The sequence below is a fragment of the Caulobacter sp. BK020 genome (genome assembly GCF_004342605.1).
GTDB lineage: Bacteria > Pseudomonadota > Alphaproteobacteria > Caulobacterales > Caulobacteraceae > Caulobacter.
In genome coordinates this window covers 55154-82070 of sequence record NZ_SLZL01000003.1, presented here as the reverse complement: position 1 = coordinate 82070, position 26917 = coordinate 55154, and the positions used below count along the sequence as shown (strand labels likewise).

At 69.2% G+C, this 26917-nt stretch carries 24 protein-coding genes and 1 tRNA gene; 10 read left to right on the top strand and 15 right to left on the bottom strand.

Annotated elements, in window-relative coordinates; genetic code table 11:
- Positions 1-7 precede the first annotated feature (7 nt).
- Positions 8-1798, bottom strand: coding sequence for a M3 family oligoendopeptidase (locus EV278_RS04430; RefSeq protein ID WP_132087113.1), 1791 nt, complete (start codon positions 1796-1798; stop codon positions 8-10).
- A 174-nt stretch (positions 1799-1972) separates the two neighbouring features.
- On the opposite strand from EV278_RS04430, the gene EV278_RS04425 reads away from it, so the two are divergent.
- Both EV278_RS04425 and EV278_RS04420 read left to right on the top strand, forming a co-directional pair.
- A complete protein-coding gene (locus EV278_RS04425) occupies positions 1973-2368 on the top strand; it encodes a hypothetical protein (RefSeq protein WP_132087110.1) in 396 nt (131 codons plus the stop codon).
- 150 nt (positions 2369-2518) lie between these two features.
- On the top strand, positions 2519-3997 hold the full coding sequence (locus EV278_RS04420) for a sigma-54 dependent transcriptional regulator (RefSeq protein WP_132087107.1): 1479 nt from the start codon (positions 2519-2521) through the stop codon (positions 3995-3997).
- A gap of 3 nt (positions 3998-4000) precedes the next feature.
- On the opposite strand, the gene EV278_RS04415 is transcribed toward EV278_RS04420, so the two are convergent.
- The 5 genes from EV278_RS04415 to ykgO all read right to left on the bottom strand — a co-directional run bounded on the left by EV278_RS04415 (position 4001) and on the right by ykgO (position 6477).
- A complete protein-coding gene (locus EV278_RS04415) occupies positions 4001-4327 on the bottom strand; it encodes a hypothetical protein (protein ID WP_132087104.1) in 327 nt (108 codons plus the stop codon).
- A 99-nt stretch (positions 4328-4426) separates the two neighbouring features.
- Positions 4427-4696, bottom strand: a complete 270-nt coding sequence (locus EV278_RS04410) for a DUF2312 domain-containing protein (protein ID WP_018112952.1) — start codon at positions 4694-4696, stop codon at positions 4427-4429.
- Positions 4697-4794: 98 nt separating this feature from the next.
- On the bottom strand, positions 4795-5664 hold the full coding sequence (locus tag EV278_RS04405) for an NAD(P)-dependent oxidoreductase (protein WP_132087101.1): 870 nt from the start codon (positions 5662-5664) through the stop codon (positions 4795-4797).
- A 70-nt stretch (positions 5665-5734) separates the two neighbouring features.
- Positions 5735-6352, bottom strand: coding sequence for an HAD family phosphatase (locus tag EV278_RS04400; RefSeq protein WP_132087098.1), 618 nt, complete (start codon positions 6350-6352; stop codon positions 5735-5737).
- A complete protein-coding gene (gene ykgO, locus EV278_RS04395; protein ID WP_018061125.1) occupies positions 6352-6477 on the bottom strand; it encodes a type B 50S ribosomal protein L36 in 126 nt (41 codons plus the stop codon). The genes EV278_RS04400 and ykgO overlap by 1 nt, the downstream gene beginning before the upstream one ends.
- Positions 6478-6727: 250 nt before the next feature.
- On the opposite strand from ykgO, the gene EV278_RS04390 reads away from it, so the two are divergent.
- Positions 6728-8017: a lytic murein transglycosylase gene (locus EV278_RS04390; RefSeq protein WP_132087095.1), complete on the top strand. Its 1290-nt coding sequence runs from the start codon at positions 6728-6730 to the stop codon at positions 8015-8017.
- A gap of 68 nt (positions 8018-8085) precedes the next feature.
- Here EV278_RS04390 and EV278_RS04385 read toward each other — a convergent pair whose 3' ends face one another.
- Positions 8086-8517 (bottom strand): hypothetical protein, encoded by a 432-nt coding sequence (locus EV278_RS04385; RefSeq protein WP_132087092.1) that lies wholly within the window; start codon positions 8515-8517, stop codon positions 8086-8088.
- A gap of 84 nt (positions 8518-8601) precedes the next feature.
- Complete coding sequence (locus EV278_RS04380; protein WP_132087089.1) at positions 8602-9957, bottom strand: MFS transporter; 1356 nt, start codon at positions 9955-9957, stop codon at positions 8602-8604.
- 163 nt (positions 9958-10120) lie between these two features.
- Here EV278_RS04380 and motA point away from each other — a divergent pair, with 163 nt between their 5' ends.
- From motA to mnmC, 3 genes are all read left to right on the top strand, one after another.
- The gene (gene motA, locus EV278_RS04375; protein ID WP_132087086.1) at positions 10121-10990 is read left to right on the top strand and encodes a flagellar motor stator protein MotA; all 870 of its coding nucleotides are present in this window, start codon (positions 10121-10123) and stop codon (positions 10988-10990) included.
- 134 nt (positions 10991-11124) lie between these two features.
- The gene (locus EV278_RS23905) at positions 11125-11445 is read left to right on the top strand and encodes a hypothetical protein (RefSeq protein WP_165916522.1); all 321 of its coding nucleotides are present in this window, start codon (positions 11125-11127) and stop codon (positions 11443-11445) included.
- Positions 11446-11531: 86 nt separating this feature from the next.
- Positions 11532-13349, top strand: coding sequence for an FAD-dependent 5-carboxymethylaminomethyl-2-thiouridine(34) oxidoreductase MnmC (gene mnmC, locus EV278_RS04365; protein WP_132087083.1), 1818 nt, complete (start codon positions 11532-11534; stop codon positions 13347-13349).
- Positions 13350-13606: 257 nt separating this feature from the next.
- Here mnmC and EV278_RS24580 read toward each other — a convergent pair whose 3' ends face one another.
- The 3 genes from EV278_RS24580 to cpdR form a co-directional block, all read right to left on the bottom strand.
- The gene (locus EV278_RS24580) at positions 13607-14821 is read right to left on the bottom strand and encodes an OmpA family protein (RefSeq protein ID WP_132087079.1); all 1215 of its coding nucleotides are present in this window, start codon (positions 14819-14821) and stop codon (positions 13607-13609) included.
- Between the two features lie 400 nt (positions 14822-15221).
- Positions 15222-15296, bottom strand: a tRNA-Val gene (locus EV278_RS04355).
- A gap of 109 nt (positions 15297-15405) precedes the next feature.
- Entirely contained in the window at positions 15406-15762 is a 357-nt protein-coding gene (gene cpdR, locus EV278_RS04350) for a cell cycle two-component system response regulator CpdR (protein WP_012284930.1), read from the bottom strand.
- Between the two features lie 178 nt (positions 15763-15940).
- Here cpdR and EV278_RS04345 point away from each other — a divergent pair, with 178 nt between their 5' ends.
- The 3 genes from EV278_RS04345 (at position 15941) to EV278_RS04335 (ending at position 21795) form a co-directional block, all read left to right on the top strand.
- A complete protein-coding gene (locus tag EV278_RS04345) occupies positions 15941-16861 on the top strand; it encodes an N-formylglutamate amidohydrolase (RefSeq protein WP_132087076.1) in 921 nt (306 codons plus the stop codon).
- A 518-nt stretch (positions 16862-17379) separates the two neighbouring features.
- A complete protein-coding gene (typA, locus tag EV278_RS04340) occupies positions 17380-19215 on the top strand; it encodes a translational GTPase TypA (protein ID WP_132087073.1) in 1836 nt (611 codons plus the stop codon).
- Positions 19216-19383: 168 nt separating this feature from the next.
- Positions 19384-21795: an EAL domain-containing protein gene (locus EV278_RS04335; RefSeq protein ID WP_243692079.1), complete on the top strand. Its 2412-nt coding sequence runs from the start codon at positions 19384-19386 to the stop codon at positions 21793-21795.
- A 10-nt stretch (positions 21796-21805) separates the two neighbouring features.
- On the opposite strand, the gene EV278_RS04330 is transcribed toward EV278_RS04335, so the two are convergent.
- The 3 genes from EV278_RS04330 to EV278_RS04320 form a co-directional block, all read right to left on the bottom strand.
- Positions 21806-22063: a GlsB/YeaQ/YmgE family stress response membrane protein gene (locus EV278_RS04330; protein WP_132087067.1), complete on the bottom strand. Its 258-nt coding sequence runs from the start codon at positions 22061-22063 to the stop codon at positions 21806-21808.
- Positions 22064-22130: 67 nt separating this feature from the next.
- Entirely contained in the window at positions 22131-23204 is a 1074-nt protein-coding gene (locus tag EV278_RS04325; RefSeq protein WP_132087064.1) for an HlyD family secretion protein, read from the bottom strand.
- A complete protein-coding gene (locus tag EV278_RS04320; RefSeq protein WP_132087061.1) occupies positions 23204-24826 on the bottom strand; it encodes a transporter in 1623 nt (540 codons plus the stop codon). The genes EV278_RS04325 and EV278_RS04320 overlap by 1 nt, the downstream gene beginning before the upstream one ends.
- 197 nt (positions 24827-25023) lie before the next feature.
- Here EV278_RS04320 and EV278_RS04315 point away from each other — a divergent pair, with 197 nt between their 5' ends.
- The gene (locus EV278_RS04315; RefSeq protein WP_132087058.1) at positions 25024-26175 is read left to right on the top strand and encodes an aminotransferase; all 1152 of its coding nucleotides are present in this window, start codon (positions 25024-25026) and stop codon (positions 26173-26175) included.
- Positions 26176-26392: 217 nt separating this feature from the next.
- On the opposite strand, the gene EV278_RS04305 is transcribed toward EV278_RS04315, so the two are convergent.
- On the bottom strand, positions 26393-26800 hold the full coding sequence (locus EV278_RS04305) for a group III truncated hemoglobin (RefSeq protein ID WP_132087055.1): 408 nt from the start codon (positions 26798-26800) through the stop codon (positions 26393-26395).
- Positions 26801-26917 lie beyond the last annotated feature (117 nt).

Here is a 26917-nt window from a genome sequence, read left to right as displayed (position 1 = left end):
AGGGGGATCACACCAACGCCTCGAACTCGTCCACCAGCCGCTCCAGCTGGGCGCAGCCCGCGGCCCAGAACGCCTTCTCGCGTGGGTTCAGGCCGAAGGGCTTGAGCGCCTCGACATAGGTGCGGGTTCCGCCGGCGGCCAGCAGGTCCTCGTAGAGCGGTGCGAAGGTTTCCGGATCCTCGCGGCGCCTCTCCATCAGGCCCCGCACCAAGAGGTCGCCGAACGCGTAGGCGTAGACATAGAACGGCGCGTGCACGAAGTGGCTGACATAGGCCCAGTAGTGCTCGTAGCCCTCGTTCAGGGTCACGGCCGGGCCCAGGCTCTCGGCCATCACCTCGACCCACAGCCGGCCGATCTGGTCGGGCGACAGCTCGCCGTCCTTGCGGGCCTCGTGGAAGCGCCGCTCGAACCGGTGGAAGGCGATCTGGCGGACCACCGTGTTCAATCCGTCCTCGATCTTGCCGGCCAGCAATCCCATGCGGTCCTTGGGCGTGGCCTCGGCCAGCAGGCGGTCGAACACCAGGCCTTCGCCGAAGATCGAGGCGGTCTCGGCCAGGGTCAGGGGCGTGTCGGCCAGCAGGGTGCCCAGCGGCGCGCACAGGGTCTGGTGCACGGCGTGGCCCAGCTCGTGGGCCAGGGTCAGCACGTCGCGCCGCTCGCCCATGTAGTTCATGAACACATAGGGATGCCGCTCGGCGGTGACCGGATGCGAATAGGCCCCCGACTGCTTGCCGGCCCGCGGCCGGGCGTCGATCCACGGCCGGTCGAAGAAGGTCGCGGCGGTGTCGGCGAACTTCGGGGCCAAGGCCTGGAAGCTGTCCAGCACCACCGCCTTGGCCTCGGTCCAGCCATAGGTGCGCGGCGCGGCGGCGGTCAGGGGCGCGTTGCGATCCCAGTAGTCCAGGGTCTTGCGGCCCATGACCTTGGCCTTCAGGGCGTAGTAGCGGTGCGACAGGCGCGGATAGGCCTCGACCACCGCCTGCTCCAGGGCGTCGACCGCATCGGCGTCGACCTCGTTGGCCAGGTGGCGCGACTGGGCCGGGCTGTCGAACCGCCGCCAGCGATCCTCGACCTGCTTTTCAAAGGCCAGGGTGTTAAGCACCAGCCCTTGGGTCGAGGCGCGTTCCTCCAGAGCCTTGGCCAGGCCGTCGGCGGCGGCCTGGCGGCGCTTGCCGTCGGGGTCGGACAGGCGGTTCAGGGCCTCAGGCAGGGTCAGGGTCTCGTCGCCGACCTTGGCCTGGAGCCTGGCCAGCGTCTCGTCATAGAGCCGCACCCAGTTGCTGACGGCTGGACCGCGATCGACGATGTAGCGCTCCAGGTCGGGCGTCAGTTCGTGCGGGCGCGACAGGCGCAGGCGGCGCAGCCAGGGAACCCAGCGGGCGGCGGCCGGATAGGCCTTCAGCGCCGCCTCCAGTTCGCCGTCCTCCAGCTGGTTCAGCTCCAGGGAGAAGAACAGGCTTTCGGCGGCGATGGCCGAGGAGCGGGCCCGCAGGTCGGCCTCGAACTTGGCCCAGGCCGGGTCGTCGCGCGCGGTCGAGGCGGCCAGGCCCGCATAGGCGCCCACGCCCCACAGGCCGTTGGTCGCCTGCTCGTACAGCCGGATGCCGCGATCCAGCAGCACGCCCAGGCGCTCGGGCTCGCCGCGAGCCTGGAGGAACAGGCCCTCCAGCGAGGCCAGTTCGTCATTGGCGGCCTTGGCGGCGGCCAGGTCGATCTCGATCTTGGGATCGTCGCGACCGGCATAGAGGTCGGCGAGATTCCACTCAGGCAGGGTTTCGGTCTTGAAGGGCGCGTTCATGACCAACGGATATGGCCCCGTCGAAAGACGCGCGCAATCGTGGCCGTGGGTTTTCCATCGCGAGGGCGGATCGTCGCATTACAGCGAATTAAAGGGCGCAACGGCGAGTCGGGCCTTAGGATATCGGCGGTCGGTGGACGCCGCTGATGAGGGACGGGACGAGGGGCAAAATCGATGATCAGGATTTCCGCTTCCGTCGCGCTGGCCCTGAGTCTTCTCGCCGCGCCCTGCGCTATGGCGGCCGACAAGCCCCAGCCGATGGGTTGGCTGGCCCAGACGTTCCGCAGCGCCGTGGTGTTCCACAGCTGCACCGAGCGGCTGAAGGAGAAGTTTAACATCGGACCGCTGGACGGGATCGACATCACGCACATGGATGCCGACGGCGATCCGGCGGGCGTCATGGACGTCAAGTTCGAAGCGGTCACGGTCGAGAAGAAGACCCAGCGCCGGAGCCACTTCGTCGGCGTCTGCCATGTCGGCCGCGAGGGCGAAACCCGGATCGACGCGCATCTGGTCAGCCAGAACGGCGGCGCGGTCCGCCGCGTGCCGCCGGGCAAGGTCGTGGGCTGAGACGGCGGATGGTCACACCCCGTTAAGGGCGACCGTTAACCCCTGACTCACGTCTCCGAAACCCGGTCTTTACCCGCCGCCTGTATCACTCTGAACCAACAAGAGCCCTGTCCCATGTCGGACGCGGCCGGTTCACGTGGGTGTCTGCAAATGTCCAAGACGGTTCTCGTCGTCGATGACGATCCGACTCAGCGTCGGCTGATCCAGGCCGTGCTCGAGCGCGAGGGCTTTTCGGTGTCGCACGCCGAGAACGGTGACGCGGCCATGGCCCACCTGGCCAGCGGCGCCCCCGTGGACGTCGTGCTGCTGGACCTGGTGATGCCTGGCCTGTCGGGCCAGGACACCCTGAAGGAGATGCGCGCGCGCGGCTATTCCCAGCCGGTGATCGTGCTCACCGCCAGCGGCGGCGTCGACACCGTGGTCAAGGCCATGCAGGCCGGCGCCACCGACTTCTTCATCAAGCCGGCTTCCCCCGAGCGGATCACCGTCTCGATCCGCAACGCCCTGTCGATGGGCGACCTGAAGGGCGAGGTCGAGCGCCTGACCAAGCGGGCCAGCAACCGCACCACTTTCGCCGACCTGATTGGAAACTCGCCTGCCATGACCCTGGTCAAGCGCATGGGCGAGCGGGCCGCCAAGTCGTCGATCCCGATCCTGATCACGGGCGAGAGCGGGGTCGGCAAGGAGCTGATCGCCCGCGCCGTGCACGGCGGGTCCGACCGAGCCGGCAAGCCGTTCGTGGCCGTCAACTGCGGGGCCATCCCGGAGAACCTGGTCGAGTCGATCCTGTTCGGCCACGAGAAGGGCAGCTTCACCGGCGCCACCGACAAGCACCTGGGCAAGTTCAAGGAGGCCGACGGCGGCACCCTGTTCCTCGACGAGGTCGGCGAACTGCCGCTGGACATGCAGGTCAAGCTGCTGCGCGCCCTGCAGGAGGGCGAGATCGACCCGATCGGCTCCAAGCGCTCGCAGAAGGTGGACGTGCGCATCGTGTCGGCCACCAATCGCGACGTCGCCCACGCCGTGTCGCAGGGCCGGTTCCGCGAGGACCTCTACTACCGCCTGAACGTCTTCCCGATCGAGGCCCCGTCTCTGCGCGAGCGCCGCGAGGACATCCCCGCCCTGGTCGAGGCCTTCATCCGCCGCTTCAACGTCGAAGAGGGCAAGCGGGTGGTCGGCGCCGCGCCGGAGACCCTGAAGCTGCTCGGCGCCTTCGACTGGCCCGGCAACGTCCGCCAACTGGAGAACGCGGTCTATCGCGCCATCATCCTGGCCGACGCGCCCTATCTGCAGCCCTACGACTTCCCGGCCATCTCGGGGATCGTCGCGCCGCCGCCGGAGACCGTCACGCCGGTCGCCGCCGCCCAGCCCGACCTGCCGGCCGTGCTGCAGGCCGCCCACGCCGCCATGGCCCGCGCTCCGGCCCAGGACGCGCCCGTGCGCATCCTCGACGACCGCGGCCACCTGCGGACCCTGGAAGAGATCGAACGCGACCTGATCCAGCACGCCATCGAAGTCTATGCCGGCCACATGTCGGAAGTGGCCCGGCGCCTGGGCATCGGCCGCTCGACCCTCTACCGCAAGGTCCGCGAGCAGGGCATCGACGTGGACCTGAAGGAAGCGTCGTAGGCTTCAGTCCTTCTCTTCCACCGCCCGTCCGCGCCGCCCAAACCCCTTGCCGCGGGACATCGGCTTGCGCTCGCCCTTCGCCTTGGCGGCGATTTCCTTGAGCTTGATCGTCTGGTTGACCGACATGGCCTGGCCGGCGGCGCCCTTTTCGGGATCGCCGAACGCGCGGCCATAGGTCTCGATGCGCTGGGCGACCGAGCCCAGGAACTCGCCCTCCCATTCGGAAAGCTCGATCCCGGCCTTGTCGGCCGTGCGCCGGGCGCGCCTGAGCGCGTTGAGAGCCGCCTTGCGGGCCTGGGCGCGGGGATCGGGCGGCTTCTTGGCGCGCATGCGGACAGACTAGCGAGCGTCGGCGGCGAGACGCACGCGGAAAAATCGTGGTTGCGGCGGGGGACAGGCGCATGCGCCTGTCCCCAATCAGGGGCCGGGCTAGATCTCGCCGATGGCCGACAGGTACAGGTCCAGGATCGCGTCCTCTTCCTGGCGCTTTGCGCGGTCGGTCTTGCGCAGGCGAACCACCTTGCGCAGAATCTTGACGTCGAAGCCGTTGCCCTTGGCCTCGGCGTAGACCTCCTTGATCTGCTCGGCGATCTCGGTCTTCTCGACTTCCAGGCGCTCGACCCGGTCGATGATGCTCTTCAGCTGGCCCTGGGCGGTGGAGTTGAGCACATCGGCGTGCGGGGCGGCGTCGTCGGCCATGGTGGAGGTCTCGCGAAAAGGCGGGAAACGGAAGGCGCGGAACCTAATGGCAACTGGCCGCCAGTGGAAGGCCGATTCCCCGCTCTTTTTTCTTTACTTCAGCGCCCTTCCACGCGTCCGCGCGAGACTTCGGCCAGGGCGGCCAGGTCGGGCGTTTCGCCCTCGCCCACCAGCAGCGTCTCCAGGCCGCTCTCGACCAGGTCGGCCAGCGGCAGGGCCAGGCCCTTCTCGTCACCGGCGGCCTGGGCCAGGCGCACGTCCTTCAGCGCCAGGTCGGCGGCGAAGCCCGGCGGATGGTAGCGGCCCTCGGCGATCATGGCGCCGTAGATCTTGTACACCGGAGCGGCGAAGATCGTGCTGGTCAGCACGTCCAGCAGGTCGGCAGCCGGCACGCCGTGGGCCGCGCCCAGGGCCGCAGCCTCGCCCATGGCCTCGACGGCCGAGACGATCATCAGGTTGCCGGCGATCTTGACGGCGTTGGCGCGCACCGGGTCCTGCCCCATCGGCCAGACCTTGGCGGCCAGATCCTCCAGCACCGGCGTCGCGGCGGTCACCGCCTCGGGCGCCCCGGCCGCCAGCACGTTCAGGCCGCCGGCCCTCGCCACCGGCGGACGGCCGAACACCGGCGCGGCCACATAGCCCAGGCCCAGCCCGGCGTGCCGCTCGGCCAGCTCGCGCGCGAAGGCCGTGGAAATGGTGGCGAGGTTGACGTGGACCAGGCCCGGCCGGGCGCGCGGCAAGGCGTCCAACAGGACGTCGCGGATCGCCTGGTCGTGGGCCAGGATCGACAGGACGAGATCCGCCTGCAGCGCGCCCTCGACGCTGTCGGCGGCGATCGCGCCCCGGGCGGCCAGTTCGGCGGCGGGGCCCGGCGAGCGGTTCCACACCGTCACGGCATGGCCCTTCTCCAGCAGGTTTTCGACCATGGCCTTGCCCATGGCCCCCAGGCCGATGAAACCGATGTGCATGGAGAGGCTCCCGAAAGGACTCATGCGGAGCCAGCCCTCCGCCTCAAGGGCTACTTAAGCGTCGGAGCGCCTAGAGCAAGCCGTGGCGCTGGATCACCCGCCGCAGGGCCGACGGATCGGTGAAGTGATGAACGTGAAAGCCCAGAACGTCGGCCGCCTCGATATTCGCCAGGCTGTCGTCGACGAACAGCAGGTCCGCGGGCTCCAGCCCGGTACGCTGCAATGCGATCTCGTAGATCCGCGCCTCGGGCTTGATCACCCGCTCATGGCCCGACACGACCGTGTCGCGGAAGTGGCGGAAGGCCGGGCTCATCGCCCGCACGCCGTCCCAGGTCTCGTGGGACATGTTGGTCAGACCGAACTGCGGGACGCCACGCCCGGCCAGGTCCTCGATGACGGATTCGGTCTCGGGAATCGGGCCCGAGAACATCTCGTCCCAGCGGCTCCACCAGGCGGCCAGATGCTCGGCGTGATGGGGATATTGGGCGCTGCGGGCGGCGATGTTGTCGGCGAAGCTGACGCCGCGATCGGTGGCCGCGTGCCAGTCCAGGGTCCCGACATGCGAAAGGAACCGGTCGAGATCGGCCGGTTCCTTGAAGATCTTCGCGTAGAGCGTGCGCGGGTTCCAGCGCACGATGACGTTGCCGACATCCCAGAGCAGCGCCCTGGGAGGCCGGACGGGCGTCATCAGCCTTGCTTGGCTTTGAAGCGCGGGTCGGTCTTGTTGATGATGTAGATGACGCCCTTGCGGCGGACCATCTTGCAGTCGCGGTGACGCGACTTCAGCGACTTCAGCGAGCTACGAACCTTCATGACCGTCTCTATACTCAGCGGAGAGGTTCGCGGCCGCCGTGAGGGCGAAAGGAACATCCGGGATGTTTCGGAGGGCGTGCGTATAAGCAGGACGGTCGCCGGAGTCAATGCGCGGCTTGGCCCCAAAGCGCGCCACCACGCCGGATTCAGCGGCAAAGGCTCCACAGCCTCAGCTCGACCGGGCGGAACCTTAACCGCTCTGTCGCCCTTGTGATTGCAGCCCCGTCGCGAACCCCGGTAGCCTGCCCTGATGGATAGACGCGTTTTCCTCGTTCTGCTGCTGGCCGGTTGCGCCGACACCTCGACCAATGCGCCGCTGGCCCCGTCGGTCGCCTCCCCGCCCCCGCCGCGCGTGCCGCCGCCCGCCCCCGCCGCGCCCAGCGCCGACCCGGCCGCCTCGGGCCAGGCCGTCGGCTTCGACGCCTGGCTGGCGGCCTTCAAGCAGAAGGCCCTGGCCGCGGGCCTGACCCAGCAACTGCTGGACCGCGAACTGGACGGCGTGACGCCCGATCCCAAGGTGATCTCGCTGGACGGCCGCCAGCCGGAGTTCTCCAAGCCCGTCGGTGACTACATCAAGGGCGTGATCAGCGACGACCGGGTGGCCGTGGGCCGCGACAAGCGCGACAGCCTGACCTTCCTGCCGGCCATCGAGCAGCGCTACGGCGTGCCGCGCGACATCCTGCTGGCCGTCTGGGCCATGGAATCGGCGTTCGGCAAGATCCAGGGCAATTTCGACGTCGTGCGCTCGATGGCCAGCCTGGCCGCCGACGGCCGGCGGCGGAACTGGGCCGAGGGCGAGCTGATCGCCGCCCTGAAGATCATCGCCTCGGGCGAGGACACCCGCGCCCAGCTGAAAGGCTCGTGGGCCGGGGCCATGGGCCAGACCCAGTTCCTGCCGTCCAACTACCTGTCGACCGCCGTCGACTTCGACGGCGACGGCCGCCGCGACATCTGGGGCAGCGACAGCGACAGCCTGGCCTCGGCCGCCAACCTGCTGAAGAAGGGTGGCTGGAAGCCTGGCGTCGGCTGGGCCAAGGAGGTGATCCTGCCGACCGGCTTCGACTACAGCCTGGCCGAGGGGCCGCGCGAGGTTCCGTCGTGGTGGGAGGCCAAGGGCGTCAAGCGGGCCGACGGCCTGCCCTGGACCGCGGCCGACGCCGCCTCGCCCGCCGGCCTGATCCTGCCCGCCGGCTGGTCGGGCCCGGCCTTCCTGGTCCTGCCCAACCACTTCGCGATCCGCACCTACAACAACTCCACGTCCTACGCCCTGGGCATCGGCCTGCTGGCCGACCGGTTCGCGGGCGGCGGGCCGCTGGTCGCCGCCTGGCCGGCCGAGACGCCGCTGAACCTGGCCGACCGCATGGCCGCCCAGATCGCGCTGGGCCGGCTGGGCTTCGACCCCGGCCCGGCCGACGGCGTGATCGGCGCGGGCACCCGCAAGGCCCTGCGCGCCTGGCAGGCCGACCGCAAGCTGCCCGCCGACGGCTATCTGTCGTCCGACATGGTGGCGCGGCTGAAGGCCCAGGCGGGGATCAGCTAGAGCGTCGCGCGGAAAGGTGGACGCTGGTTTTCCGCCAAGCGATGCGAAAGCGAACCGCGCGGTTTGCTCTAGTGGACGGTGATGTCCACCGCGATCCGGCGCACCGCGCCGTCGGGGCTTGAGCCCTGCAGCACCATCCGGTCGTGGCCGGTATAGCCCGCGGCGGCGGTGTAGAAGGCCTGATGACCCGGCACCTTGCGGTGGTTGCAGGCCGAGCGCGGATTGCCCGGCGGAAAGGCCGCGAAATAGGGCTCGTCCTTGATCACCGCCGCGCCATGAGCCGGCGGCTCCAGGATGGTCAGGGTGGCGCCCGGCGTCTGGACCGAACAGTCGGGGTCGATGGCCGCGTTGGCCCAGACCCGGACCGGCGTCGTGCCGACCACGGCCTTGTCCACGTGCAGCCTCTGATAGCCGGAAACCGGCAGATGCGGCTGGGCCGATGCGCCGGCGGCGATGGCCAGGCCCGCCGCGCAGGCCAGGACGAATAGCTTGGAACCCACGGTCGATCTCCCTGAAGCGACACCTTCAGGAGGCTGCGCGCGGTTCGTTGCACGACTGTTTCACGCCTGGAACAGGCCGGACCCTCAGTGCGGTCCCGTGGCGTCGATCGAGCTGGCGTCCACCACCTGGGCCTCGTCGCGGGCCTCGCGGGGGGCCGAGGCGTCGCCGACCCGGCGCATGACCGGATCGATCAGGGCGTAGGCCACCAGGCCGGCCAGCAGGGCGACGTTCATCAGGTAGGGCGAAGGGTGGGCCCACTTGTAGAGCGCCACGCCCAGCACCGGGGCGATGATCACCGAGGCGCCGTTGATGGCGCTGATCGCTCCGGCCACCGCCCCCTGCTCCTCATGCCCCACCGACAGCGAGGCGCCGGCCGTGAAGCCGGGCCGGGCGAAGCCGTAACCCAGGCTGCACAGGGCGAAGCCGACCACCAGGGTGTGGTAGTCCGGCGAGAAGGCGACGATCAGGTTGCCCAGGGCCGCGCAGCCCGCGCCCAGCCACAGCAGCTGGCGCGGCGCCAGCCGCAGCATCCGGATCAGGCCCCACTGGGCCAGCAGGCTGGCCACGGCTCCGGCCATCATCGCGACGCCCGCGAAGGCGGCCGCCTTGGCCGGGGTGATGTTCAGCTTGTCGATGACCATGAAGCCCAGGGTCTGCTGGTTCACGGTCTGGGCGCTGGCCAGCAGGAAGCCGTAGAGGACGAAGGGCAGGATCCGCCGGTCATTCCAGCGCACCCGGGCCCGGGGCGCCGCCGTCCCCTTCGAGCCCAGGGCGCCGCCTGCCCGGTCGGGGATCTCCTCGGGCCGTTCGGGCAGGCCACGCAGCACCAGGACCAGCACCACCCCGGCGATCAGCGCGAACGAGAACATCGGCCCCGACAGGGTCAGCAGCGGAAAGACCAGGAACGGCGCGACGGCGGGCCCCAGGATCGTGCCCAGGCCGCTGGCCGAGGCCATGGTGGCCAGAGCGTTGGTGCGGTCGGCCGGCGCGGTGCGGTCGGCGACATAGGCCTGCGCCGCCGGGTTCGAGGCGCTGCCGACCAGGCCGAAAATCCCCCGCGACAGGGCGGCCCCGGCGAATACCGCCAGCGGCGCCATCAGGCCCTTCAGCCCCATCAGGATGAAGAAGCCGAAGCCCAGCATCGACACCGCAAAACCGGCCATGCCCAGGATGACCATCGGCTTGCGGCCGCGCTTGTCGGACATCCGCGCCCAGACGGGCGACATTACGCCCCACAGCAGCGCCGACAGCGAGAAGATCGAACTGATCAGCACGTCGGGAACGCCCACCTGGCGGCCGATGGCCGGCAGCACCGTCTGCAGGGCGGTGTTGCCCGCGGCGCTGGACAGCAGGACGGCGAACAGGATGGCGAAGGCCCGGCCCTTGGCCTTGTCGTCGAGTCGCCCAAAAAGATCCGTGTCCGGGCTGGCGGCGCTCATGCTTCCCCTCCGACGCGCGTCGCCGGTTGGTCCGGTCTGTGGCGTCAAACACCTGTTAGGCGGGTGCGGCGAAAGGCGCAACAGCGCCGCAAAGCCCCGCTCACCTTGGATTAAGCATTAACGGCGATGATCGCGGCGCAAGTTACCCGGGGCCTTCCACGTCATGTTCCAGATCATCGGCATCGTCCTGCTGTTCGGCCTCGTGTTCGGCAGCTTCATCATGTCCGGCGGCAAGATGGACGTGATCATCGAGGCCGCCCCGCACGAGCTGATGTGCATCCTGGGCGCGGGCATCGCCTCGTTCCTGATCTCGAACTCGATGACCGTGATCAAGGCCACGGCCGGCGGCTTCGGCAAGATCTTCGCCGGCCCCAAGTGGAAGACCAGCGACTATCGCGACCTGCTGAGCCTGCTGTTCCTGCTGACCAAGACCATGAAGTCCAAGGGCGTCATCGCCCTGGAAAGCCATATCGAAAAGCCCAACGACAGCTCGATCTTCCAGCGCTACCCGAAGATCACCAAGGACCACTTCGCCGTCGACTTCATCTGCGACACCCTGCGGATGATGACCATGAACCTGGAAGATCCCCACCAGGTCGAGGACGCGATGGAGAAGCAGCTGGAAAAGCACCATCACGAGGGCCTGGCCCCGGCCCACGCCCTGCAGAGCCTGGCCGACGCCCTGCCCGCCCTGGGCATCGTCGCCGCCGTGCTGGGCGTCATCAAGACCATGGGTTCGATCACCGAGCCGCCGGCCGTGCTGGGCGCGATGATCGGCGGCGCCCTGGTCGGCACCTTCCTGGGCGTGTTCCTGGCCTATGGTCTGGTCGCGCCGTTCGCCACCCGCCTGACCGCCGTGGTCGACGAGGAAGGCGCGTTCTACAAGATCATCCAGTCGGTTCTGGTCGCCCACCTGCACGGCAACGCCGCTCAGATCAGCGTCGAGATCGGCCGGGGCAACGTGCCCAGCGAGGCCCAGCCCAGCTTCCTGGAACTGGAAGAAGCCCTGCAGGCGATCCCCAACGAGGCCTAAAGGGCCTGATCACGAACCGATCACGGATCCGTGAACAATTGTCTTGCCCCTGCTACAGAACTGATGTTCTGTGACGCTGTGACGCGGTCGCCTGGACCGCGATCGCCCAAAAAGCAGTCGCAAGGGAAGTCCCTATGACCACCAAGATTCTCCGCTCGATCCTGATCGCCGGCATGGCCGTCTCGGCCCTGTCGCTGGCCGCCTGCGGCAAGAAGGCCGAAGAGTCGGCCGACGCCTCCTCGAAGGCCGCTCAGGACGCCGCCGCCTCGGCCAGCACGGCCACGGACGCGGCTTCGAACGCCGCCACCGCCGCCGCCGACGCCAACAAGGCCGCCGCCGACGCCGCCGCGGCTCCGGCCGCTCAGGACGCGACGACCGCCGCCGAAGCGCCCGGCACGGCCCCCGCCCCGGCCGCCGCCGCGCCCGAAAAGAAACCCGAGCCGGCCGCCCACTAAGAGCCGGTTCGCCTCGCAGCGATCGGAAGGGCCGTCCGCGAGGGCGGCCCTTCTTCTATGGACGCTCGCGGCCCTATAAGCGGCGGATGAGCGATCCCGCCGCCCCTTCTCCCGCCTCGCCCCCCGCCTCGCCTCTCGTCTGGCGCGACGACGGCCTGCCGCAGTCGGCGCTATACGGCGACGTCTATTTCTCCAGCGCCGACGGCCTGGCCGAGACCCGGGCGGTGTTCCTGGCCGGCTGCGATCTTCCCGCCGCCTGGCGGGGCCGCGACCGCTTCGTGGTCGGCGAGCTGGGCTTTGGCACCGGCCTGAACATCGCCGCCCTGCTGGACCTGTGGCGGCGCGAGAAGACCGCCTCTTCGGAAAAGGGGGGCCAGCGCCTGCACGTCTTCTCGATCGAGGCCCACCCGATCACCCGCGACGAGGCGGCTCGAGCCCTGGCCGTCTGGCCCGAACTGGGCCAGGCGGCCCAGGTCCTGCTCGACCATTGGCCCGGTAGGGCGCGCGGCTTTCACCGCATCGACCTGCCCGGCTTCGACGCCACCTTCGACCTTGCGGTGATGGACGTCGAGGACGCCCTGGCCGCCTGGGACGGCGCGGCCGACGCCTGGTTCCTGGACGGCTTCTCGCCGGCCCTGAACCCGGCGATGTGGCGCGAAGAGATCCTGTCCGCCGTGGCCGCTCGAAGCGCCCCGGGCGCGCGCGCCGCCACCTTCACCGTCGCCGGCGCCGTTCGGCGCGGCCTGGCCGCCGCCGGCTTCCGGGTCGACAAGCGCCCCGGCTTCGGTCGGAAGAAGGAGCGGCTGGAGGCGGTGATGCCCGGCCGGCCTGCCGCCGCGCCGCGTCCGCGCCGCCTGGCGGTGATCGGCGGCGGGATCGCCGGCGCCGCCATGGCCCGCGCCGCCCGGGCCGAGGGTCTGGAGATCACCGTGTTCGACGACGGCGAGGCGCCAGCCTCCGGCAATCCCGCCGCCCTGGTAACCCCAGCGCTGGACGCCGGCGGCGGTCTGCGCGCCACCCTGCCCGCCCAGGCCTTCGCCCGCGCCGTCGCCCTCTACGCTCAGGCGCCCGAGGCGGTGATCGCGCGGGGGGTGCTGAAGCTGGCGATCGCCCCCCGCGATGGCGAGCGCCACGCCGCAGTCGCCGTCCAGGACCTGTTCGAGCCGGACGCCATGGTCCTGCGCGACGCGGACGCGGCCGCCGCGCGGCTGCTCGAACCCGTCGGCGCCAGCGCCCTGGACATGGTCGACGCCCTGGTGGTGGAGCCCGCCTCCGTGATCGAGGCTTGGCGCGGTCCGGCCATCCTGGCGCAGGTCGCCCGGCTGGCGCGCGAGGACGAGGTCTGGCGGCTGTTTGGTCCGGACGACCGCGTGCTGGCCGAGGCCGACGTCGTGGTGCTGGCTGGAGGCGCCGGCCAGGCCCGGCTGTGGCCCGCCGCCCCGATCCGCCCCGTGCGCGGCCAAGCGACCTGGACCGATCGCCCGACACCCGCTCCCGCCGCCGCCGCCTTCGGGGCCTATGCGGTCCCCACGCGCGATGGGGTGCTGTTTGGAGCCACCCACGATCGCGGCGACCTCAGGACCGACGCTCGCGAGGCCGACGACCGCCGCAACCTGCAGGCCCTGGCCAAGGGCCTCCCCAGCCTGGCCGCCCGCTTGTCCGACGCGCCGCTGCGAGGCCGCGCCGCTGTGCGCGCGACCACGGCTGACCACCTGCCACTGGCCGGCGCGGTCCCGGACTCGCCCCACGGCCTGTTCGTCCTGGGCGGCCTGGGCGGGCGCGGTTTCTGTCTGGCGCCGCTTCTGGCCGAGCATCTGGCGGCGCGGATTCTCGGTGTCCCTTCACCCTTGCCGCAGGCCCTTTCGGACCTGCTGGAACCCGCGCGATTTTCGTCGCGCGCCTAAACCTGGAGCGGTATGATCGGGTCCACGGGAGAAGGCCAAGGCGCCTGGTCGGCGCCGTTCGCCACGAGAGCCGACGCCCCAGAATGTCGGCCTGACCGGGGCCCGACGCCCTCTCGGGCTTCCGGACGATGGCGCTCCCGATACCGTCGGGGGCGTCTTTCTTTTTGGGGACGCATCAGCCGCGAAATCGTGGGCCCGAATGGACAAAGGGCCCGGCGTCGCCGCCGGGCCCTCCATCTTCGTCGTGATCGCGATCGTTAGAAGTTGATCGAGATCGTGGAACGGCGGTTCAGCGGTTCCTTCACGCCATCGCCGGTGGCGACGGCCGGTTCGCTTTCGCCCTTCCAGTCCACCGCCAGGGTGGTGGCGGCGACACCGGCGCCGACCAGAGCGTCGGCAACGGCCTTGGCGCGGCGCTCGGAGAGCTTGGCGTTGTACTTCGGAGAGCCCGAGGTGTCGGTGTGGCCGACCACGGTGATCTTCGTCGCGTTGCCGCCCTTGGCGTAGTCGGCCGCTTGCGAGACCACGGCCTGGGCTTCCGGCGTCAGCACGTACTGATCGAACGGGAAGTAGACCACGAACTCACGCGCCTCGTAGGCCGGGGCCGGCGGCGGCGGAGGCGGCGGAGGCGGGGGTTCCGGCGGCGGGGGCGGCGGGGGCGGAGGCGGCGGCGGGGGCGGCGGAGGCGGCGGCGAGCCGAAGGTGTAGCGGACGCCCAGCGTCAGCGAGGTGTCCTTGTACTTGCCTTCGTAGGTGCCGACGTCGGTCACCGCGCCGAAGTGGCCTGGACCGCCGACATTGGTGGTCACCGAACCCCATTGCAGGTCGTCGGTCTGCAGATAGCGGCCGGTCAGGTCCAGCGACCAGTTCGGCGCGAAATCCCAGGCGATGCCCAGGATGCCCTGGTAGGCCAGGGCCTGGTCGACGTCGTCGAAGCTGGTGTTCTGGAACTGCGCGGCGCCGGCGGGCACGCCCGACAGCTGGCCGTAGACCTTGTTGTGGACCCAGGCCGTACCGACGCCGGCGCCGATGAACGGACGCCAGCTGGAATCGGGCAGGAAGTCATAGATGACGTTGGCCATCAGGGTGGTGGCCTTCAGGTCGCCATTCGGCTTGCCGCAGGTCGGGGCGGCCGCGGTGCGCTCGACGCCGGCGGTGCACAGGCCGATCGGCTGAGGATCAGCCGCCGAACCGCGGACGCTCTTGATGTCGCCCGAGCGGTAGCCGTACTCGCCCTCGACGCGCCAGTTCGGGGTCAGCTTGTAGCCGAGACGGCCAAACGCCGCCCAGTCGTCCTTGGTGGAGAACGTCCAGTCGGACGCGCCGGTGGACGACGAGGCCTTGACGCCGTCGGTCGTATGGTACCCGACGTCGCCGGCGACGTACCATCCGCTCAATGCGCTTTGGGCGGAGGCGCCCGACGCGGCGCACAGCGCAAGCGTCGCGACACCAGCCAGCAACCGGAATTTCATGATGCAACCCTCTACATGAATGTCGTGAGGTCGGCTTGGGAGCGACCTCACGACGACAAACGCGCCAGTTGCGAAATCAGGTGTGGCCAAGGCGCCACATTTCGACCATTTCGTCGGAAAAACGACTTAGGATCCGGGAACCGGATCATCGATGCTGCGCGAGCCCTGTGTGCTGTCGACGCAAGCCTTTGAGCATGATCAAGAAGGTGCGTCCCTGGGGCTTGATCGAGGGACGCAAGAGGGCTTGAGCCCGAACCTGTCTCAGCGGCGCCGCCTCAACCCCGTCGCGCCCAAACCACAAGCGACTAGCGTTGCTCGTGACGCGATATTTGCGAAAATCTCATCCCGAGCCCCTTGGCGCTAAGGCGCGGAGCGCGTTGACCTAAAGGGAGAGAAGGAATGGTGGACGCGACAGGGATTGAACCTGTGACCCCTACGATGTCAACGTAGTGCTCTCCCGCTGAGCTACGCGTCCGCCAAAGCGGCCTGGAAGCGCTTCAAGAAGCGTCCCGGGCGGGAAGGTGTGGGGGTATAGCGGCGGCTTGGCCGTCGCGCAACCCGCCTTTCGGCGACCTCCCAAAAAATTAGGCGGCCATCATCTTTTCGACCTCGGAGACGAGGTCGCGCAGGTGCACGGGCTTGGACAGCACCTTGGCGCCGGCCGGCGCGCGGTCCTGGGCGGACAGGGCCACGGCGGCGAAACCGGTGATGAACATGATGCGCAGCGACGGGTCGCGGGCGGCGGCCTGACGGGCCACCTCGATGCCGTCCATGCCGGGCATGACGATGTCGGTCAGCAGCAGGTCCCAGGGCGTGTCCAAGTGCTGGACCGCCTCTTCGCCGTCGGCGCAGGCGGTGACCTCGAAGCCGGCGCGCTCAAGGGCGCGGGCGAGGAACCCGCGGAGGGAATCATCGTCTTCGGCGAGGAGGATGCGGGCCATGCGGTCAGTTTCCAGGCGACAGGCGGGATTTGGAAGTGAGAATCTAGTGAAAGACGGTAAATCGGGGATGAACCCGGCCCGCGCTGTCCACAGCTAAAGCCAGGCCCACGCCTCCACCACATTATACCGCGGACCGTCAGCGTTTGACCCGGAACCGCGAGGCCGCGACAATAAGCGCATGACCGCATGGGAGCCGATCGCTTCGAAAACGCCGACGACGGCGGAGCACGGCTTCTCGCCGGCCTTCGAGGTGATGCGCGCCCGCGGCGAAGGCGAACCGCCGCCCACGCCGCTGGTGTTCGCCTCGCCCCATTCCGGACGCCTCTATCCCCCCGACATGATGGCCGCCGCCCGGCTAGCCGCCCAGGACCTGCGCGGCTCGGAAGACGCCTTCGTCGACGACCTGATCGCCGACGCGCCCGCGCTTGGGGTCTGCGTGATCCGCGCCCGACTGGCCCGGGCCTATATCGACCTCAACCGCGACGCCTGGGAGCTGGACCCGGCGATGTTCGAGGACGTCCTGCCCGACTTCGTCCAGGCCCGCACGGCGCGTGTCGCGGCGGGGCTCGGCGCCATCGCCCGGGTGGCCGGCGAGGGGCGTCCGATCTATGCTCGCAAGCTGACCTTCGCCGAGGCCAAGGTTCGCATCGAGACCGCCCACCGCCCCTATCACGACGCGCTGGACCGCCTGCTGGCCCAGGCGCGCAACGCCCACGGCCTGGCGATCCTGGTCGACTGGCATTCGATGCCGGCGGCGGCGGCGCGAGGACACCGCGCGCGCGGCGGCGGGCCGTGCGACATCGTGCTGGGCGACCGCTTCGGCTCGGCCTGCGGCCCCGGACTGACCACGCTGATGGAGAAGACCCTGGAGGGCCTGGGCTATCGCGTCGCCCGCAACGCGCCCTACGCCGGCGGCTACACCACCGAGCACTATGGCCGCCCGTCGCGGCGGACCCACGCCATCCAGGTCGAGATCAACCGTGTGCTCTATATGAACGAGACGACCCGCGAGCCGACGGACGGCCTGGCGCGGCTGAAGGCGGACATCGAGTCGGTGGCGGCCCGCCTGGTCCAGAGCGACTGGACCGCGCTGCTTTAAAACGCCCACGTTCCGGTTCTTGAGGGAAAAGCTCCGAACGCGGCCATTGGCCCTGGGTTCGCCCAGGTCACGGGCAAAAAAAAGCCCGGCTCGAAAGCCGGGCAGTTCATTAGGGAGGAAACGCCCAGGAAGGGCAGAGGCGGCAGCGCCGCCTCACAGGTTGCTTATAGGGTGCGCTGCGAAATCGATCAAGCAAAATCAGCGGACAACGCTGTCTTTTTTTGGAGCCCGCAAGCTGAAACCCTTTGTAACACAAGGGCCAGAGAACGCTGCTCTCCAAGCTTGACCGATTCCGGGATCAATGCTGCGGCGCACAATTAGTTGCCAAAGAAACGACACCTGAGCGCAACTTTCGCAAACCCTATGAATTTAAGGGGTTTGAAGCCGACACCGGTTTCCTGGCCAATGTGTCGCTCAAGGGTGGGGTGGATAAACGCCGCGCAGTCGCGTAAAAGCCGCGCGCCTGACGCGCGCAGCGTCAAACCCCATCTGTTTCCTCCCGAAAGTTCGCCTTCTCCATGTCCATGCGAAACATCGCCATCATCGCGCACGTCGATCATGGCAAGACCACCCTCGTCGATCAGCTGCTGGCCCAGTCGGGCGTGTTCCGAGCCAACGAGGCGACCACCGAGCGCGCCATGGACTCCAACGACCAGGAGCGCGAGCGCGGGATCACCATCCTGGCCAAGTGCACCAGCGTGCTGTGGAACGGCGAGGCGGGCGAGACCCGCATCAACATCATCGACACCCCCGGCCACGCCGACTTCGGCGGCGAGGTCGAGCGCATCCTGGGCATGGTGGACGGCTGCGTCCTGCTGGTCGACGCCGAGGAAGGCGTCATGCCGCAGACCAAGTTCGTGCTGACCAAGGCGCTGAAGATGGGCCTGCGCCCGATCCTCTGCATCAACAAGGTCGACCGCGCCCACGCCGATCCGGACCGCGTGCACAACGCCGCCTTCGACCTGTTCGCCGCCATCGGCGCCACGGACGAGCAGCTGGACTTCCCGCACATCTACGCCTCCGGCCGCGCCGGCTGGGCCACGCTGGACCTGAACCAGCCCAACGACAACCTCGCCCCCCTGTTCGACCTGATCGTCCGCCATGTGCCCGAGCCCAAGCAGATCGAGAAGAAGGACGAGCCGTTCCAGATCCTGAACGTGCTGATCGAATCCGATCCGTTCCTGGGCCGCCTGCTGACCGGCCGCATCGAAAGCGGCAAGGCCGTTCCCGGCATGGCCATCAAGGCCCTGGACCGCAACGGCAAGGAAATCGAGCGCGGCCGCATCACCAAGGTGCTGGCCTTCCGGGGCCTGAAGCGCCAGCCGATCGACGAGGGCGCCGAGGCCGGCGACATCGTCGCCATCGCCGGCATGTCCAAGGCCACCGTGGCCGACACCCTGTGCGCCCTGGACGTCAACGAGGCCCTGCCCGCCCAGCCGATCGATCCGCCGACCATCTCGATGACCGTCTCGGTCAACGACAGCCCGCTGGCCGGCCGCGAAGGCGACAAGGTGCAAAGCCGCGTGATCCGCGACCGCCTGCTGCGGGAAGCCGAATCCAACGTCGCCATCAAGGTGACCGAGAGCACCGAGGGCGACGCCTACGAGGTGGCCGGCCGCGGCGAACTGCAGCTGGGCGTGCTGATCGAGAACATGCGTCGCGAAGGCTTCGAGGTGTCGATCAGCCGTCCGCGCGTGGTGTTCCAGACCGATCCGGAAACGGGCAAGCGCCTGGAGCCGATGGAAGACGTCATGATCGACGTCGACGACGAGTTCTCGGGCATCGTCATCGAGAAGCTGTCGCTGCGCAAGGCCGAGCTGCGGGACATGGGCCCGTCGGGCGCCGGCAAGACCCGCATCCAGCTGACCGCCCCCTCGCGTTCGCTGATCGGCTATCAGGGCGAGTTCCTGACCGACACCCGCGGCTCGGGCGTGCTGAACCGCGTGTTCAGCCACTACGAGCCCTACAAGGGCGCCATCGACCAGCAGCGCAAGGGCGTGCTGATCAGCAACTCGGACGGTGAAACCGCGGCCTACGCGCTGTGGAACCTGGAAGAGCGCGGCGTGATGTTCGTCGGGGCCGGCGAGAAGACCTATCAGGGCATGATCATCGGCGAGAACGCCCGCCAGGACGACCTCGACGTCAACCCGATGAAGGCCAAGCAGCTGACCAACGTCCGCGCCTCGGGCAAGGACGAGTCGATCCGCCTGACCCCGCCGCGCCGCATGACCCTGGAACAGGCGATCGCCTACATCGAGGAAGACGAGCTGGTCGAGGTGACGCCCAAGAACATCCGCCTGCGCAAGCAGGTGCTGAACCCGTCGTTCCGCAAGCGTCGCGTCAAGGAAGAATAGTCGGCGCCTGGAGCAATCCGGGAACGGACGGTCAAAAGCCCGCCATCTCCTTGGGATGGCGGGCTTTTTTCGTGCGCGCGGCGCCTACGGTTAACCGGCGTTTCAGGAACCCCGGTTAGCTTGGCGCGTGGGATGTGGGGCATCCTGGCAAGCGGGCGGGATGACGACGTGGACACGGCCAGGACCGAACGGAAGCTCTCCAGCGGGCTGACCTTCCTGCTGTCGCGCATCGTTTCGCGCCTGCCGCCGCCCGTGCCCGAGTCGATGGCCGGTCGTGTCCGCTGGGAGCAGCTGGCCAGCATCCTTCGCCTGACGCCGGTGATGATGACCGCCAACATCGTCAACGCCCTGCTGGTCTGTCTGGCGGGATTCGCCGGTCCGCACCGGACCATCCTGTTTCTCTGGACCGCTGTCGTCGTCTGCTACGCCTTGCTGGGCCTGTACGGCTGGCTGGCGGCCAGGCGCAAGAAGAGCGGCAAGAACACCGTCTCGGCCCGCGGCGCGCGACGCGTGGCGCTGCAGGCGGGCCTGCTGGGCTGCCTGTGGGGCGTGTTGCCGATCTTCGTTCTCGACGACCACAGCGTCTACATGAACATGCTGGTGGTCGCCCTGATCGCCGGCATGATCGGCACCGGCAGCTTCGCCCTGCTGACCCTGCCGATGGCGGCCCTGGCCTACACCACGCCGCTGGTGGTCGGTTCGCTCTACGTCCTGCTGACCAGCCAGCAGCCGATCCTGCTGGCCTTGGCCGGACTTCTGATCTTCTGCTACCTGGTCGTGGGCCTGTCATGCCTGTCGCACGCCAAGGTTTTCGTCGATCGCCTGGTGGCCGGCGACGAGCTGGAACGCCAGAAGCAGGTCGTCAGCCTGCTGCTCAGCGACTTCGAGGAAGGCTCCAGCGACTGGCTGTGGGAGGTCGACGCTACGGGGGCCCTGACCTACGTCTCCGAACGCATGGCCGAGGCGGCGGGGGTTCCCCGCGACGCGCTGATCGGCCGCGTGGTCGGCGGGCTGGACGCCCGGATGGCCGAGGCGCCCGAAGGCCTGGCCTCCACCCTGGCGGGCCTGCTGGCCGACCAGAAGGCCTTCCGCGACGTGGTGGTCTCGGTGACGGTGGGCGGCGAGATCCATTGGTGGGCGCTGACGGCCAAGCCGATCCACGACATGGCCGGCGCCTTCGCCGGCTTCCGCGGCGTCGGCGCCGACGTCACCCAGGCCCGCCGGGACCAGGAGCGCATCACCCGCCTGGCCCACTACGACGTGCTGACCGGCCTGCCCAATCGCCTGTCGTTCCTGCAGGCCCTGGGCGGCGCCTGGGACGGCAAGGGCCGTACCTCAGGTTGTGCGGTCCTGTGCCTGGACCTTGACCACTTCAAGGGCGTCAACGACAGCCTGGGCCACCCGATCGGCGACGCCCTGCTGGTCGAGGCGGCCCGCCGCCTGCGCGCCTGCGTCGGCGAGGCCGGGATCGTCACCCGCCTGGGCGGCGACGAGTTCGCCGTCGTGGTGCGCGACGATCTGGAGCCCGGCAGCCTGGGCGGCCTGGCCCAGGCCATCGTCGACGCCCTGTCCCTGCCCTACGCCCTGAACGACCACCACGTGTCGATCGGGGCCAGCGTCGGCATCGCCGTCGCCCCCGCCGACGCCGGCGACGCCGACACCCTGCTGAAGAACGCCGACCTGGCCCTCTACCGCGCCAAGGGCGACGGGCGCGGGGCCTACAGGTTCTTCGAGGCGACCATGGACGTCTGGGCCCAGGAGCGTCGGGCGCTGGAGATCGACCTGCGCTCGGCCTTGCGCAACGACGAGCTGAAGCTGTTCTTCCAGCCGCTGATCGGCGCCAAGGGGCACGAGATCACTGGCTTCGAGGCCCTGTTGCGCTGGCAGCATCCACGCCGCGGCCTGGTCGGGCCTGACGACTTCATCGAGTGCGCCGAGCAATGGGGCCTGATCTGCAGGATCGGCGAGTGGGTGCTGAAAGAGGCCTGCCGCCAGGCGGCCGCCTGGCCCGCGCCGCTGAAGGTGGCGGTGAACCTGTCGCCCAACCAGTTCGCGGCCGGCGACCTGGTCGACCAGGTGCGAACGGCCCTGCGCGAGTCGGGGCTGGAGCCTTCGCGCCTGGAGCTGGAGATCACCGAGGGCCTGCTGCTGCGCGACACGGCCGGCACGCTGGACCAGCTGCGGGCGCTGAAGGACCTGGGCGTGCGCATCGCCATGGACGACTTCGGCACCGGCTATTCCAGCCTGGCCTATTTGTGGCGGTTCCCGTTCGACAAGATCAAGATCGACCGCACCTTCGTGGCCGAGATGTCGGGCAACCCCGCCATCGCCGACATCCTGCGCACCATCACCCTGCTGGGCCGCACCCTGAACCTGGAGGTCACGGCCGAGGGCGTGGAGACCGCCGAGCAGGCCTCGATCCTCGAGGACATGCGCTGCGACCACTTCCAGGGCTATCTGTTCGGCCGCCCCATGCCGATCGCCGACATTCCCGGCTACCTGCTGGAGAACACCGTCCAGCGGCTGCGGCGCGCCCCGGCCGCGGAAGCGACCGTCGCGAACGAGGCGGCGGCGGGGTAGAGGCCCGCCGTCAGCCCCGGTCGCGCCCGCGGAACAGGCCCAGGATCCATAGCAGCACGATCGCCCCGACCGTCGACACCAGAAGGCTGCCCAGCCAGCCGAAGAAGTGGATGTGGAACATCCTGGCCAGGAACGCGCCGACCAGCGCGCCCACCAGGCCGACGATCAGGTTGGTGATCAGGCCGTGATTGCGGCCCATGACCTGCTCGGCGATCCAGCCGGCGAAGATGCCGATGATGATCGCGCCGATGAAGCCCACACCGATCATGTCGTTGTTTCCTGACAGCCAAGGTTGTTCTGGAAAATGCCCGAAACCGCGCTTGGTTGCCACCGGACTAACGCGCGGTGTCGACCCGCGCCACCACGCTCATGCCCGGACGAAGGCGGGCGACGGCCTCCTGGCCGGGATCCAGGGCGATGCGGGTCGGCAGGCGCTGGACCACCTTGGTGAAGTTGCCCGTGGCATTGTCGGGCTTGATCACCGCGAATTCCGAGCCGGTGGCCGGGCCCAGCCGCTCGACGTGGCCGCGCAGCTTCAGCCCGCCCAGGGCGTCGACCTGGACCACCGCCGGCTGGCCAACGCGGATGCGGGCGGTCTGGGTTTCCTTGAAGTTGGCGGTCACCCAGGTCTGGCGCGGCACGATGCCCATCAGCTGGGTTCCGACGGCGACGTACTGACCCAGCTTGACCCCGACCTCGCCGACCGCCCCGTCCTCGGGCGCGCGAATGGTGGTGTTGGCCAGGTCGATGCGGGCCAGCTCGACGGCGGCCCGGGCGTTAGCCAGGGTCGCCTCCAGCCCCTCGCGGTTGACCCGGGTGGTCGCCAGGGCCTGACGGGCGATGTCGGTGTTGGCCTGGGCCTGGGCGACGCTGGCCGTGGCCTGGCGCTGGGCCACTCGCAGCACGTCGCGCTGGCTGGGCGCCAGCCAGCCCTGGGCCAGCAGCGGCTCGGCGCGACGGAGATCGACCTCGGCCTTGGCCAGGGCGGCCTGGCTGCTGCTGGCCTGGGCCAGGGCGAGGCGGATCTGGGCGGCGTTGGCGGTCTGGGCCTGCAGGTTGGCGTCCAGCGCCGCCTGGGCCGACTGCACGCCCGCCTCGGCCTGGGCCAGCCTCTGGCGATAGATGCGGTCGTCGATCTGGACCAGCACCTGGCCGGTCTTCACGGGCTGGAAGTCCTTGACGGTCACGGCCGCCACATAGCCGTCGACCTTGGGGGCCAGCAGGGTGACGTAGCCGCGGACATAGGCGTTCTCGGTGCTCTGCACCGCGCCCGTGAACGGCGGCAGCCTCCAGGCGTACAGCACCAGCAGTACGCCGCCGATCCCCGCGACGATCACCGGAACGGCGGCCCGCGACCACAGGCGCTTGGCCGGTGGCGGAGCGGGCGAAGCGGTTTGGGGATCGGACATCAGGCGGCCTCCACGGGCGTCAGCCGGGCCGCGCGCCGCTGGCGCAGGTCCGTCCGGACGCGCAGGAACAACAGATAGGCGAAGACCAGCAGCGCCATCACGGCCACCGTGGCGAACACGTCGTCATAGGCCAGCACCGTGGCCTCGCGCGTCGCCTGCTGGGCCAGCAAGGCCGCGCCCTCGCCGCTGCGCAGGCTCGGATCGGTCAGCACCCCGGCGTAGGACCCCGACAGCTGCCTGACGCGCAGGGCCACCTGCGGGTCGGTCAGGCTGAGGCGGCTGACGATGGCGTCGGAATGCACCCGCTCGCGGATGGTCATCAGCGTGCCGAGGAAGGCCGAGCCGCCCAGGGCGCCGATCACCTGGCCAGTCGAGAACAGCACGATGAAGCTGACGATATATTCCTGTCCCATCCGGATGGCGCGCGGGAAGCCGGCCAGCAGGGCGGCAGGCAGGAACAGGGCGCCGGCGAAGGCCATCATCCCCTGGCTCAGATACATCTGCTCGGGCCGGGTCAAGCTGGTGGACCGGCTGTCCAGCCAGGCGGCGACGGCGACCATCAGCAGGGCGATCAGGGCCGGGGTGCTGACGTGCTCTGGATTGATCGTGAAGGCGACGATGACCATGCCGGCCAGGGTGGCGAAGACCATGACCCACGACAGCCCGGCCATCTGGTCGTTGTTCATGCCCAGGGTCTGCAGGAGGCCGAACGCGCCCACACCTTGCTCGGACAGCACGATGCGAAACAGCAGGATGATCACCAGCAGGCGCAGCAGGTCGGCGCTGGTCAGCCAGCGCAGGTGGATCAGCGGCTTCCTCCGATGCAGCTCGACCAAGGCCGAGGCGACCAGCAGCACGATGGCGGCCACCAGGCACCAGCCGAGCCAGGCCGTGTCGAACCACCAGACGAAGCGCCCCTGCCCCAGCACCACGCACAGCAGGGCTATGCCCGGCGCGAACAGGGCGAAGGTCAGAAAATCGCGCCATTCAAACATCTCGACACGCGGGATCGGCGGCAGGCGCAGCAGGTTGACGGCCGACAGGCAGACGATGCTGAGCCCGATCTCGGCCAGGTACAGACCATGCCACTGGCCGGTGTCGAGCAGGTCCGACGACACCAACCGCGACAACGGCAGGGCCAGTTGCGCCCAGCCAATGCCCAGGGCGAGGCCGACGATCCGCCGCTCCGGGGGCGCGGCCTCGACCATGTAGAGCAGGGTCAGGGTCGACAGGGCCGAAGCGGCCATGCCGGCGACGGCCCGCACGGCGATGGCCGAGCGCAGGTCGTTGCTCAGCAGGTGGGCCAGGCCGATCACGATGAACAGCCCCAGGCCGATGTCGGCGAACAATCGCAGCCCGTACTGGAAGCGGAACTTCACCGCCAGCAGGCCGATCGTGGCGTTGGCGGCGGTGTAGGCGATCGACAGCCAGGCCGACTCGTTGGTGTAGGCGCCCAGCGAACCCTGGATCCAGGGCAGGTTGTTGTTGATCAGATTGGCGCCCAGCCCCTGGGTCAGGCCCAGCAGCATCGACACCGCGCCGTAGGCCAGGCCGTGGGCCCACGTCCAACGCGCGGATGGGGGCGGCGAAGAGGGCGAGGCTGGGACGGCGCTGTCGGTCAAAGGGCGTTCACCTCCATGATCCATCCACCGCACGGCTGGCCGGGAAGGAGCGGACAGGACGGGGCTTTGGCTCCAACGGTCCAGCTAGGCTTTCGCTCCATCCGTTCACCGAACCTAGGCTAAGGCCGCCGATGGGGCTTGAACAAACCCACGATCGCGCAACCCATGCTAGGCAAGGCCTCAAGGAGTCCCCCGCCATGGTCCACCCCGTCTATGCCGACCTGCCCACCACCATCTTCGAGGAGATGAGCGGCCTGGCGCGCCAGATCGGGGCGATCAACCTGGGCCAGGGCTTTCCGGACGACGCCGGGCCGATGGCGCTCCGCGAAAAGGCCGGCCAGGCGCTGATCACCGGCACGAACCAGTATCCGCCGATGCGCGGCCTGCCCGCCCTGCGCCAGGCGGTGGCGGCGCACTATGGCCGCACCCAGGACCTGGACCTGGACTGGGAAGGCGAGATCGTCGTCACCTCCGGCGCGACCGAAGCCCTGGCGGCGGCGTTCCTCGGCTTGATCTCGCCCGGCGACGAGGTGGTGCTGTTCCAGCCGCTGTACGACGCCTACCTGCCGATGGTGAAGCGGGCCGGCGGCGTGCCGAAGCTGGTGCGCCTGACGCCGCCGCACTGGCGGTTCGACCGGGCCATGCTGGAGGCCGCCTTCAGCGAGCGGACGCGGATGGTGGTGCTGAACACGCCCCTAAACCCGGCCGGCGTCGTCACGCCCAACGAGGATATGGCTCTGCTCGCCGAATTCTGCGTCAAGCACGACGTGATCGCGGTCTGCGACGAGGTGTGGGAGGCCGTGGTGTTCGACGGCCGCAGGCATCGGCCGCTGATCGGCTATCCGGGCATGCGCGAGCGCACGGTGAAGATCGGCTCGGCCGGGAAGATGTTCGGCATGACCGGCTGGAAGGTCGGCTTCCTGTGCGCCGCCCCCGCCCTGACCCGAGCCCTGGCCGGCGCCCACCAGTTCCTGACCTTCACCACTCCGCCCAACCTGCAGGAGGCGGTGGCGTTCGGCCTCATCGAGCCCGGCGACTGGTTCGAGGCGATGCCCGCCGGCCTGCAGCGCTCGCGCGACCGGCTGGCGGCGGGCCTGCGCGCGGCGGGCTTCGCGGTGCTCGACAGCGGCGGCACCTATTTCCTCAATATCGACCTTGCGGCCTCGGGCATCGACGAGGACGACCGGACCTTCGCCGTGCGCGCCGTGCGCGATCACGGCGTGGCCAGCATCCCGGTCTCCGCCTTCTACGCCGAGGACCCGGTGCGCCACATCCTGCGCCTGTGCTTCGCCAAGGCGGACGAGACGCTGGACGAGGCGGTGAGGCGACTGGCGGCGGCGCGAGGCTAGGCCGGCGTCGGCCAAGCCCTTGGATTGGGCGCCGATGCTCTGGTCGGCGTGGTTGAACAGCGCCTTGATGTGAGCGTCCTGGAACCGCTGGGCGTACATGGCCAGGGTGATCGCCTGGCCGTGCTCGGCCAGGGCCGGGACCATGGCCTTGACGCGCGCAATGGTTTCCGCGCCCAGCGCAGCCGTTCTCGCTGTCTGGGCTTGATCGGATCCGTCGCTAGGACGCCGCGGGTCGGGAAGGCTCGGCCTTGGGCAGGCGGAAGTGGATGGCCAGATCCAGGCTCTGGGCGATGCGAGCGGCCTTGGCCTGCATGGCCGTAGCGACCTGTGGCGACATCATCTCGGCGGTCGTCTGGTTCCACAGCGCCAGCCAGCGGCCGAACATCTCCGACGGCATACGGTGACCGTGCCGCACGTGGGCCTGCATCGGATTGCCCTTGTAGCGACCGGTGGTCAGCATCACCGACGACCAGAAGTCGACCAGGGTGGCCAGGTGCCGGTCCCAGTCCTCGACGGCGTCGTTGAACACTGGCCCCAGCTCGGCGTCGGCTCGCACACGGGTGTAGAACCGGTCCAGCAAGGCCGGCAGGGCGGCTTCGATCTCGGCGGCTTGGCTGGAGTCCATGGCGAAGGCCTAATTGATGCGTTGAAAACGTATCAATAAGCCCACCCTGGAACATGCAATGAGAATACCAGTCTTAAGTAGTCACCCTTAGTGGCGGCGGCCGGTGTTCCGATGCGC

Coding starts and splice junctions, on each gene's coding strand:
- EV278_RS04430 (WP_132087113.1), bottom strand. CDS start 1,798: ATGAACGCGCCCTTCAAGACCGAAACCCTGCCTGAGTGGAATCTCGCC.
- EV278_RS04425 (WP_132087110.1), top strand. CDS start 1,973: ATGATCAGGATTTCCGCTTCCGTCGCGCTGGCCCTGAGTCTTCTCGCC.
- EV278_RS04420 (WP_132087107.1), top strand. CDS start 2,519: ATGTCCAAGACGGTTCTCGTCGTCGATGACGATCCGACTCAGCGTCGG.
- EV278_RS04415 (WP_132087104.1), bottom strand. CDS start 4,327: ATGCGCGCCAAGAAGCCGCCCGATCCCCGCGCCCAGGCCCGCAAGGCG.
- EV278_RS04410 (WP_018112952.1), bottom strand. CDS start 4,696: ATGGCCGACGACGCCGCCCCGCACGCCGATGTGCTCAACTCCACCGCC.
- EV278_RS04405 (WP_132087101.1), bottom strand. CDS start 5,664: ATGCACATCGGTTTCATCGGCCTGGGGGCCATGGGCAAGGCCATGGTC.
- EV278_RS04400 (WP_132087098.1), bottom strand. CDS start 6,352: ATGACGCCCGTCCGGCCTCCCAGGGCGCTGCTCTGGGATGTCGGCAAC.
- ykgO (WP_018061125.1), bottom strand. CDS start 6,477: ATGAAGGTTCGTAGCTCGCTGAAGTCGCTGAAGTCGCGTCACCGCGAC.
- EV278_RS04390 (WP_132087095.1), top strand. CDS start 6,728: ATGGATAGACGCGTTTTCCTCGTTCTGCTGCTGGCCGGTTGCGCCGAC.
- EV278_RS04380 (WP_132087089.1), bottom strand. CDS start 9,957: ATGAGCGCCGCCAGCCCGGACACGGATCTTTTTGGGCGACTCGACGAC.
- motA (WP_132087086.1), top strand. CDS start 10,121: ATGTTCCAGATCATCGGCATCGTCCTGCTGTTCGGCCTCGTGTTCGGC.
- EV278_RS23905 (WP_165916522.1), top strand. CDS start 11,125: ATGACCACCAAGATTCTCCGCTCGATCCTGATCGCCGGCATGGCCGTC.
- mnmC (WP_132087083.1), top strand. CDS start 11,532: ATGAGCGATCCCGCCGCCCCTTCTCCCGCCTCGCCCCCCGCCTCGCCT.
- EV278_RS24580 (WP_132087079.1), bottom strand. CDS start 14,821: ATGAAATTCCGGTTGCTGGCTGGTGTCGCGACGCTTGCGCTGTGCGCC.
- cpdR (WP_012284930.1), bottom strand. CDS start 15,762: ATGGCCCGCATCCTCCTCGCCGAAGACGATGATTCCCTCCGCGGGTTC.
- EV278_RS04345 (WP_132087076.1), top strand. CDS start 15,941: ATGACCGCATGGGAGCCGATCGCTTCGAAAACGCCGACGACGGCGGAG.
- typA (WP_132087073.1), top strand. CDS start 17,380: ATGTCCATGCGAAACATCGCCATCATCGCGCACGTCGATCATGGCAAG.
- EV278_RS04330 (WP_132087067.1), bottom strand. CDS start 22,063: ATGATCGGTGTGGGCTTCATCGGCGCGATCATCATCGGCATCTTCGCC.
- EV278_RS04325 (WP_132087064.1), bottom strand. CDS start 23,204: ATGTCCGATCCCCAAACCGCTTCGCCCGCTCCGCCACCGGCCAAGCGC.
- EV278_RS04315 (WP_132087058.1), top strand. CDS start 25,024: ATGGTCCACCCCGTCTATGCCGACCTGCCCACCACCATCTTCGAGGAG.
- EV278_RS04305 (WP_132087055.1), bottom strand. CDS start 26,800: ATGGACTCCAGCCAAGCCGCCGAGATCGAAGCCGCCCTGCCGGCCTTG.